Annotated in this window: 6 protein-coding genes and 1 riboswitch; of the genes, 3 read left to right on the top strand and 3 right to left on the bottom strand. The window is 68.2% G+C overall.

The annotated features are described in order from the left end of the window. Both RIC31_RS15090 and RIC31_RS15085 read right to left on the bottom strand, forming a co-directional pair. Positions 1-2,728: trypsin-like serine protease (locus RIC31_RS15090; RefSeq protein WP_350109151.1), on the bottom strand; the 2,728-nt coding region annotated here is incomplete at its 3' end. 46 nt (positions 2,729-2,774) lie between these two features. After that, a complete protein-coding gene (locus tag RIC31_RS15085) occupies positions 2,775-2,966 on the bottom strand; it encodes a hypothetical protein (RefSeq protein WP_350109148.1) in 192 nt (63 codons plus the stop codon). A gap of 561 nt (positions 2,967-3,527) precedes the next feature. Between RIC31_RS15085 and RIC31_RS15080 the strand changes: the two genes are divergently transcribed. Beyond that, positions 3,528-3,788, top strand: a complete 261-nt coding sequence (locus RIC31_RS15080; protein ID WP_350109145.1) for a hypothetical protein — start codon at positions 3,528-3,530, stop codon at positions 3,786-3,788. A gap of 87 nt (positions 3,789-3,875) precedes the next feature. On the opposite strand, the gene RIC31_RS15075 is transcribed toward RIC31_RS15080, so the two are convergent. Continuing rightward, positions 3,876-4,436, bottom strand: coding sequence for a helix-turn-helix domain-containing protein (locus tag RIC31_RS15075; protein ID WP_350109142.1), 561 nt, complete (start codon positions 4,434-4,436; stop codon positions 3,876-3,878). Between the two features lie 152 nt (positions 4,437-4,588). Next, positions 4,589-4,664: riboswitch (SAM riboswitch) on the top strand. A 113-nt stretch (positions 4,665-4,777) separates the two neighbouring features. On the opposite strand from RIC31_RS15075, the gene RIC31_RS15070 reads away from it, so the two are divergent. Both RIC31_RS15070 and RIC31_RS15065 read left to right on the top strand, forming a co-directional pair. Next, entirely contained in the window at positions 4,778-5,812 is a 1,035-nt protein-coding gene (locus RIC31_RS15070) for an SAM-dependent methyltransferase (protein ID WP_350109139.1), read from the top strand. Between the two features lie 11 nt (positions 5,813-5,823). Next, the gene (locus RIC31_RS15065; RefSeq protein WP_350109136.1) at positions 5,824-6,123 is read left to right on the top strand and encodes a DUF2849 domain-containing protein; all 300 of its coding nucleotides are present in this window, start codon (positions 5,824-5,826) and stop codon (positions 6,121-6,123) included. The last annotated feature ends 12 nt before the right edge of the window (positions 6,124-6,135 follow it).

Below are 6,135 nucleotides of genomic sequence, written 5' to 3'. Positions count from 1 at the left end.
TCGACACCGACACCGCCGGGGCCACCAGCGTGATGCTGGTGCTGCCGCCCGCGAACACCGCCGAGAAAGTACCGCTGGCGGAACCGACTCCCGCCAGTATCAGGGCCTGGCCGCCGCCGAGGTCGATGCTGCCGCTCGCCGCCTCGCCATCCAGCGACGACAGGTCCGCCCCCACCACTGCGATGCTGTCGCCGACCGCAAAGTCCGCGACTGTGTCGCCGTCCAGATTCCAGACCCGGCCTGCGAACTCGTCGTTGCCGGCTCCGCCCGAGAGCCACTCGACTCCCGAGCCGGCGATGACGGTATCGTCGCCCGACCCGCCGAGCAGGCTGTCAGCGCCGGCACCTCCGGACAGACGGTCCGACCCGTCGCCCCCGAACAGGACGTCGTCCCCCGCATCGCCGAGCAGGGTGTCGGAGCCGTCACCGCCCGACAGCGTGTCGTTGCCGTCCATGCCCGACACACGGTCGTCGCCATCCAGCGCAGAGACCATGTCGTCTCCGCCCAGCGCCGTGACGGTTTCGGCCCCGTTCGTGCCGATTATCGTATCGGCCGCCTCCGTCGAAACGATGGCCGGTGATATCAGGGTGATTGTCGAAGTGGTCCCGCTTTGGCTGACCGAGAACGTGCCGCTTCCAGCATCGACACCCGCGAGCGTCAGGATCTGGCCGCCACCGAGGTCGATAGTTCCGCTGGCCGCGGTTCCGTTGAGCGAGGTGAGATCGACATCGCCGACGAGGATCTGATCGTCGTGCGTGAAATCGGCGATCGTGTCCTCGCCGAGTTCGGTGGGCGTGCCGCGGAACGCATCGTTCCCGGAGCCACCGCTCAGCAGATCGGCGCCGGCATCGCCAAAAAGCGTGTCCCGTCCGCCGCCCCCGACCAGGGTGTCGTCGCCGTCACCACCCCGCATGTAGCTGGAACCGGAGCTGCCATACAGAAGATCGTTCCCGGCATTTCCGTAGTGATTGGCGATCCAACCGCTCTCGCCGCCGTAGATGGTGTCGTCGCCGGTGCCGCCGCTCAGCTTGTCGCCGCCGTGGCCGCCGTAGAGCACATCGGCGCCGCTCCCGCCGCTCATGCTGTCGTTGCCGTCGCCGCCGGACAGCAGGTCGTTGCCGGCGCCGCCCAGCACGATGTCGTTGCCGTCGAGCGCCGAGACCGTGTCGTCCCCGTCGAGGGCGCTGATCGTGTCGCTGTGCGACGTACCGGCAATCGCCTCGCTGCCGGCGGTGCCCACGATAGGATCGGGAGTGGTCGCGACGATGTCGGTGCCGAGCGCACCGGAAACGGTCGAAAAGAACAGTTCCTGGTCGCTCGATATCTGAAGGCTGACGTCCCCGAAGCCGTCGCCGTCCGTGTCGACGACCATCACCGTGTCGGCGCCCAGACTCGACACCGACACTATGCCGGCGGTTGGCGCCCCCTCCACGCTGATCGAGTCGTGGCCCGCCTCGAAGCCGACGATCTGGATCGACGTGCCCGACAAGCCCTGGCCCGACAGGATATACCGGTCGTCGCCGGGCCCGCCGACCAGGACATCCGATCCACCGTCGGCGTACAGCGAGTCGTTGCCGAGGCTCCCGGACAAGGTATCCAAGCCGTCACCGCCATATAGCGTGTCGTCACCGCCCGTGGCCCATAGCTGGTCGTTGCCGCTACCTCCAGACAGCACATCATCGCGGCCGGTACTGAGCAGGAAATCGTTGCCATCACCGCCCACCAGCAAGCCGAATCCATTGCTGCTGTACAGAGAATCGTCGCCCGCTCCGCCCGAGAGAGTGTCGTTGCCAGTGTTTCCCGAGAGCCTGTCGGTTCCGGCACCGCCCAACAACAGATCATCGCCGAAGCCGCCGTACATGGTGTCATTGCCGTCGCCGCCGGACAGCACATCGCCGCCGCCACCGCCGCTCAGGACATCGTTGCCGCCAAGCCCGCTGACGGTGTCCGAGGTTTCATTGCCGCCGACGATCGAATCGTTCGAGTTCGTACCGGCGACGACGCTGCCCGGAGTGACACCCGTCGTGATGTCACCACCGGTCCATCCGGAGATCAGGTTGTAATAGTCCGAGGTGATGGTCGCGCCGGCGTTGCTACTATTCCCTGCGCCGGCGAGGACGCCGACCGCTGTAAGCTGACCGTCGAGCGAGACCCACATCGGTGAGCCGCTCTGGCCGCCGGCGACATCGATCGTATCGCTGAACCGTATGAGGTCGTGATACTCCGAATAAACGACGGACCCGGACGCGGTGTACTGTGCGAGGCCGCCCGAGAAGTCGCCCGGGTATCCTGCGGTCGTCACCGAAGACCCGATTAGGCCATGACCGGAATTCGCCTGGATCGCAAAGGTGCCGGTCGAATCGCCGATCGACGTGCCCAGGTTGATAATACCGACATCGTGCTGGTATTGCGTCTGACTGCCGGACGTACGCAGGTCCTGGTACTGTTCGGACACATGCAATGTCGAGCTGTTGACTGAACCGAACGGTTGGCTCCCGACATCGATACCGGGGATCACCCGGACGTTCTGGGCATAGCCGTAGGTGGGGTTCCACAGAACATGCGCGGCAGTGAGGACGTCGTCGGGGCTGATCATCGCCCCGGTTCCCCAGCCTTCGTATGAGCCGTCGCCGTCCCAGTCGATTTCGATTCTGACGACCGCCGCGTTCGGGAATGCAGTGGTGTCGGGCACCTGGGTCCGATCGTCCGTGCCGATAATCCCGGCCATTCCCTGCCCCCGTCGTCGCTGAACCCGTAGCCGCCGACCCTACCGGTCAGGCATGCATCACCACGCCGGCCGAACCGGCCGATACCCCGCCCTCATTCAGCTTGATTGCCTGCCCGGTCCACCAACTCGCGACCGAAACGCCGCCGTCGGAGTCAATGTAGGCTTTGACGATCGACGAGCACGGTCGTGCCATGGTCTCGCCGAGCAGAACCCGGTCGTCGGCTTCCGTCGAAGGCATCCTCGATCCTCGACTATTCTATCGAGGGCGATGACGCGGCCACCGGCAACACTCACGCTTGCAGCGATCCTGCCACCCGTCTCCCGCCCCCGCCTCCAACGGTTGTTCTAGTGATACGATTGTATTTGCGCGATTTACGAGCAAGCAAGTCCAATTCGACAATTGCTCGATGAAAGTTCGACACCAAACTTCGGCCAATGTCGATCGCTTGGCGACATTGCAATCGACCGAACAGCCAAGAGGCATTCGCCACATCCGGGCGCTTCCACACATCCGAGAAGCGACGTCGGGCCAAGACGCGAGGTCCGGCGCACCGGGCACCCGGCCGCCGACTTCCACCCGCGAGATCAGCCTTGCCGTTCCCCGAAATCTCGGTGCGCCGGCGCCAAGCGGTACCCTGCAACCGTCCTTCAAGTGATGACGCCTGCCTATCGTCGTCCTATGTTGGAACCTTCCTAGACCACGCGCGTTTCAGACTCTGACAATTCCGGGGCGCCGAAGCCGCAGCCGGGGCTTATTCCCGGTCAACACTGAGGTCCCATTCAGGAGGGGTAAAGAGAGATGAAAGCCACTATCGCGACGATCGCCTTCGGTCTTCTGGTGTCGGCCTGTGCCAACGACACCGGGGCCATTCCGGCGGCCGAGATCCAGTCGATGTCCGACAACCAGATCAAGGTCGTCTACTACGACAGCATCTCCGGCATGGGCGACGCCACCCGGATCGCCAGGGAGCACTGCGACCCGCGCGGCCCGATGTCGGCCGGCAGTGCCGACGCCGGCGCCATGCCGGACCAGACCGTGGTGACCTTCAACTGCAAGTGACCTGACGGCGGCCGCCGCCACGGTCGCCGCGCCGATCAGCGAACGGGCCGGCCCGGCGAGCGATCGCCGGGTGCGGCCCGTTCGTCTTCAGAGCACGCAGACCATCATCGCCCGCGCAGGCTCGCTGCCGGCGTTCTTCACCACATGGGTCCCCTGGGCGGTAGCGTAGCGCAGGGTCTCGCCGGGGCCGGCGGTCTTGGTGTCGCCGTTGGCGGTCACCGCCAGGGTGCCCTCCAGCACCGTCAGGTGCTCGACGCTGCCGTTGCCGTGCGCCGTCGAGACCAGCTCGCCGCCGGGGTCGGCCGCGAACTCGTACCACTGCACGCGCTCGACGGTCTCGATCGCGCCCAGGATGCGCAGCCGGCAGCGCCCGTCCTCGCTCTGGATCTCCGGGGTGGCGTTGGCGCTCAGCAGCACCACGCCGGACTCCTCCGCCTCGCCGCTGCGGAACAGGCTCTCCGGCGTGCGCTCGAGTGCCGCGCAGATCCGCCAGACGGTGGCGATGGTCGGATTGGTGCTGTCGCGCTCGATCTGCGAGAGGATCGACTTCGACACGCCGCTGCGGCGCGCCAGTTCGTCGAGGCTGAGGCCCGCATCCTTGCGCGCCCGCAATATCTCGCCGCCGAACTTCGGCGGTGCCACGGCCATTCCCGGCTCCCTGATCCGCTGCGACATCGTTCCCTGACCTATCACAATCCCCGCCGGAGCGGATTTCGTTCTTTCTGTCGATCCATGTTCTTTACAACGAACGTTCGTTCGCTATATGCTACTTCGAACGTCGCATCGGGCCTGGTCCTCCCTGACGGACCCGCGGCCATTTGATCGGGCAGCTTGCAGCCGCGTCACAAAATGCTAAAGCGCCACGGGGAACAACTCCGTGGGCTCGTGGATACGAACCAGTGGAGTGTGACCGTGCCCCTCGCCACCCTCACCGCAGACACTAGCACAGCCGCCCGGGGCACCGTGCGCTCCACGTGGGAGCGCCGCCCGTGAACGGCTTTCCCGCCTTCCTGCGGCTGGCCGGCCAGCCGGTGCTGGTGGTCGGCGGTGGCGAGGCAGCGGTCGCCAAAACCCGGCTGCTGCTGGCCGCCGGCGCCGACGTCACCGTCGCCGCCGGGGCGCCCGCCCGCGAGCTGCTGGAGTGGGCCCGGGACGGGCGCGTGACGATCGATCGCCGCCGCCCGACCGCCGACGCGGTGGCAGGCCGGGCGGTCGTGATCGTCGCCGAGCCGGACGCCGACGGCGTGGCGGTGTCGGCGGCCGCACGGGCGGCCCGGGTGCCGGTCAACGTGGTCGACCGCCCGGCGCTGTCGACCTTCATCATGCCGGCGATCATCGACCGCGACCCGGTGCTGATCGCGGTGTCGACCGGCGGCAGCTCACCGGCGCTGGCCCGCCGGGTGCGCGCCTGGATCGAGGCCCTGCTGCCGGCCCGCCTGGGCGCCCTCGCCCGCGCCCTCGACGACGCCCGGCAGGCCGTCAACGAGACGCTGGAATCGGCGCCGGTCCGCCGCCGGTTCTGGGATTCGGTCCTGGACGGGCCGATCGCGACGCGGATCCTGCGCGGCGACGAGGCCGGGTGCTCCCAGGTCCTCGGCCAACTCGCCGCGCAGGACCGCGGCCAGCCCGCGGGCGTGGTGCACATCGTCGGCGCCGGCCCGGGCGACCCCGACCTGCTGACCCTGAAGGCGCTGCGGCTGCTGCAGCAGGCCGACGTGGTGATCCACGACCGGGAGATCGACGGCGAGGTACTCGCCTACGCACGCCGGGACGCCACCCGCATCGCGGTCGGCAAGGCCCGGGGCGCGCAGTCCTGGAGCCAGGCCGAGATCGACGCCCTGCTGGTGCACCGGGCCCGCGAGGGCCAGCGGGTCGTCCGGCTGAAGTCCGGGCCGGCGACCGCCGGCCACGAGGCCGCTCACCTGCGGGTCCACGGCATCGAGGTCGAGGTCGTCCCCGGCGTGGCCGCATCCGGCGCCGCTCCGGCCGCAAGCGCGCCCCGCACGCTTTCCGTCGCCTCCTGAGGACCATGGCCATGCCGAGCACCGCCATCACCGCCAATCGCCTGCTGGACGGCGCCGTGATCTACCTGACCGCGGACGGCGACTGGACGGAGCGCCTGGCCGACGCCGCCGTCGCCGACGGCAAGGACGCCGAGGCGGCGCTGCTGGCGGTCGCCGAGGCCCAGGCCAGGGCCGGCACGGTGATCGGCCCCTACGCCTTCAAGGTCGACATCGCCGAGGGCTTCCCGACCCCGCTCGGACAGCGCGAGGCGATCCGCACCCTCGGCCCGAGCGTGCGCACCGACCTCGGCTACCAGACCGCCCCGAACTGACCGGAACCGGCG

This window comes from Thalassobaculum sp. (assembly GCF_040219615.1).
In the GTDB taxonomy this organism is placed as follows: domain Bacteria; phylum Pseudomonadota; class Alphaproteobacteria; order Thalassobaculales; family Thalassobaculaceae; genus Thalassobaculum_A.
Note: the sequence above shows the minus strand (reverse complement) of the source record. Positions and strands in the feature narration are given on the sequence as shown.